At 57.6% G+C, this 3412-nt stretch carries 2 protein-coding genes; one reads left to right on the forward strand and one right to left on the reverse strand.

Going from position 1 to position 3412, the window contains the following annotated elements; all coding sequences use genetic code 11:
* Nucleotides 1-120 (forward strand): translation initiation factor IF-1 (gene infA / locus ACIP66_RS27025; RefSeq protein WP_400652215.1); only part of this gene is annotated, 120 nt, incomplete at its 5' end.
* Between the two features lie 939 nt (nucleotides 121-1059).
* Here the strand turns inward: infA and clpA are convergent.
* Entirely contained in the window at nucleotides 1060-3330 is a 2271-nt protein-coding gene (clpA, locus tag ACIP66_RS27030; RefSeq protein WP_400652212.1) for an ATP-dependent Clp protease ATP-binding subunit ClpA, read from the reverse strand.
* Nucleotides 3331-3412: the final 82 nt, after the last annotated feature.

The following is a 3412-nucleotide window of genomic DNA, read 5'->3' on the forward strand; positions in this document are numbered from 1 at the left end:
GCGCATATTTCCGGCAAGATGCGCAAGAACTACATTCGTATTCTTACCGGTGACAAAGTGCGCGTCGAGCTGACGCCCTATGACTTGAGCAAAGGGCGCATTACTTACCGCGCTCGTTAATCCGGTCAATACAAGACGCCCGGTTTATGCCGGGCGTTTTTGTGTCTGCGCTTTATTGGTTTTGTGCGTATATCCGTTGCTGCGGGTGATGCCGCTGGCGGTTTCGCTCTTACAGCGAGTCACCTTTTCCAGACGCCGAAAAGGTAACCGAAAAGGCTTAGCCCCGGCGTACGGCACTTCGCTTAGGCTCAGCGTTCCCTCGCTACGGTGCCCATCAGGGGGCATCGCCTACGGTTAGCTTCGCTGCACCTCCTCTCGATGTATGCGGCTACGCCGCATGGCGCTACGCGCCTACCCCTGATGGACACCTACGCTCGGCCTGCCGAAGGGGCTGAAGATCAAGAGCCACATCAAAAGCCCCTCACCCTAGCCCTCTCCCGGAGGGAGAGGGGACTGATCGCGTGGATTGGGAGAGATACGCCGACTTGCGATACCGAGTTGAATGCACATTTTGAAAGGCCCACCATCGGCTCCCTCTCCCCCGGGAGAGGGCTGGGGTGAGGGGCAAGAGCACCAAAAAAACTAAAACCGTGCGCGCTGTGCTCTTCACCACTCAATAGGCCGAGTGTCAGCTCGCCTGCTTTTGATCTTGATCTCGGAGCCCGTCGGCAGGCTGAGTGGAGGGATTGATCCGGGGGTGGGAGCGCAGCGACCGTTTGGCGCAGCCAAACACAGCGAGAGGAGGTGCAGCGAAGCAAACCGTAGGCGCTGCCCCCCGGATCAATCCCGGAGCGAAGGAACCCGAGCCTTAGCGAGGGCCGAACGTCAGGGCAAAGCGTTTTGGTTACTTTTGGCTGGGCCGGCATTCCGGCGTCTGCAAAAGTGACCCGCCGTAAGGGCGGAACCCTAACCAGCCATCACCACAACAACGGATATTCACCCAAAAACACCAGACAACAAAAAGGGCGCCCGAAGGCGCCCTCAGCGTAACAACAACGATCAAGCCATCTCAGCAGTGGTCTCGAAATCAAAGGTCAACTCACCATCCTTGATATCGATATGAACAACCCCACCATGCTCAGCCAACTCACCAAACAAGATCTCCTCCGCCAGCGGACGCTTGATCTTGTCCTGAATCAGACGAGCCATCGGACGCGCACCCATCGCCGCATCATAACCACCCGCCGCGATCCAGCTACGCGCCGCGTCAGTCACTTCCAGCAACACACGCTTGTCTTCCAGTTGCGCCTGAAGCTCGGTAAGGAACTTGTCCACCACACTTTTGATAACCTCATGACTGAGGCGACCAAACTGAATAATGGTGTCCAGACGGTTACGGAACTCCGGCGTGAAGCTCTTCTGGATCACTTCCATCGCATCAGACGAGTGATCCTGATGGGTGAAACCGATCGAAGCCCGCGCCGCCGTTTCAGCACCGGCGTTAGTGGTCATGATCACAATCACGTTGCGGAAGTCCGCCTTGCGCCCGTTGTTATCGGTCAGCGTGCCGTGATCCATCACCTGCAACAGCAGGTTGAAGACTTCCGGATGCGCCTTCTCGATTTCATCGAGCAGCAATACGCAATGCGGCTGCTTGGTGATCGCTTCGGTCAACAGACCGCCCTGGTCGAAACCGACATAGCCTGGAGGCGCACCGATCAGACGCGATACGGTGTGGCGCTCCATGTACTCGGACATGTCGAAACGAACCAGCTCAATGCCCAACGCCTTGGCCAATTGCCGCGCGGCCTCGGTTTTACCGACACCGGTCGGGCCGGCGAACAGGAACGAACCGACTGGCTTGTCAGGCGACTTGAGGCCGGCACGGGACAGTTTGATCGCAGTCGACAGCGAATCGATCGCCGCGTCCTGACCAAACACCGTCAGCTTCAGGTCACGCTCCAGGTTACGCAGCAGCTCCTTGTCGGAGCTGGTGACGTGTTTCGGCGGAATCCGCGCGATCTTCGCCACGATGTCTTCGACGTGCGGCACTTCGATGCGCTTGGCGCGCTTCTCGACCGGTTGCAGGCGCTGATAGGCGCCCGCCTCGTCGATCACATCAATGGCTTTGTCCGGCATGTGCCGATCATTGATATAGCGCGACGCCAGTTCAGCAGCGGCACGCAGTGCTTCATCGCTGTATTCGATGTTGTGGTGCTGCTCGAAACGCCCTTTCAGGCCGCGCAGGATACCGATGGTGTCTTCCACCGACGGCTCGACGACATCAACCTTCTGGAAGCGACGCGCCAAGGCACGATCCTTCTCGAAGATGCCGCGGAATTCCTGGAACGTGGTCGAACCGATGCAGCGAATGTCGCCAGACGACAACAGCGGTTTGAGCAGATTCGAAGCGTCCATGACCCCGCCCGACGCAGCGCCCGCACCAATAATGGTGTGGATCTCGTCGATAAACAGAATGGCTTGCGGACGTTTTTTCAGTTCATTGAGCAGCGCTTTGAAACGCTTCTCGAAATCACCGCGATACTTGGTACCCGCGAGCAGAGCACCAAGATCAAGCGAATAAACGACGCTACCCGCCAACAGATCCGGCACCTGGTTGTCGACAATACGCTTGGCCAGGCCTTCGGCAATCGCGGTTTTACCCACGCCTGCTTCACCGACCAGCAGCGGATTGTTTTTGCGCCGACGCGCGAGAATCTGCGCGACACGCTCGACTTCCGACTCACGGCCGACCAGCGGATCGATACGACCCTGGCGCGCAAGTTCGTTGAGGTTACTGGCATAAGCATCCAGAGGATTGCCTGAAGAAGAAGACTCACCGCCCTCGTCGTCCTGCATATCTTGTTCACCTTCAGAGTGATCGCCATGCCCCGGCACTTTGGAAATGCCATGGGCGATGTAGTTGACGACATCAATGCGCGCAACGCTCTGCTGTTTCAGCAGGAACACCGCCTGACTCTCTTGCTCACTGAAGATGGCAACCAGCACGTTAGCGCCGGTTACTTCGCGTTTGCCCGAGCTCTGTACGTGAAAAACAGCACGCTGCAGTACACGCTGGAAGCCCAGGGTTGGCTGGGTTTCGCGATCTTCGTCATGAACGGGGATCAGTGGCGTGGTGGAGTCGATGAACTCCTGCAGGTCATGCTTGAGTTTGTCGAGGTTTGCGCCGCAGGCACGCAAAACGGTGGCGGCAGCCTCATTATCCAATAGGGCCAGCAGGAGATGTTCGACGGTCATGAATTCATGACGCTTCGAACGAGCCTCCTTGAAGGCTAAATTGAGGGTGACTTCGAGCTCGCGGTTTAACATAGCTTCACCTCATACCCAAGTGGTCGGCGATTAACCGTCCTTCTCGATTTCACAGAGTAGCGGATGCTGGCTTTCCCTGGCG

It is taken from the genome of Pseudomonas sp. NPDC088429, assembly GCF_044753305.1.
Lineage (GTDB): Bacteria > Pseudomonadota > Gammaproteobacteria > Pseudomonadales > Pseudomonadaceae > Aquipseudomonas > Aquipseudomonas rustica.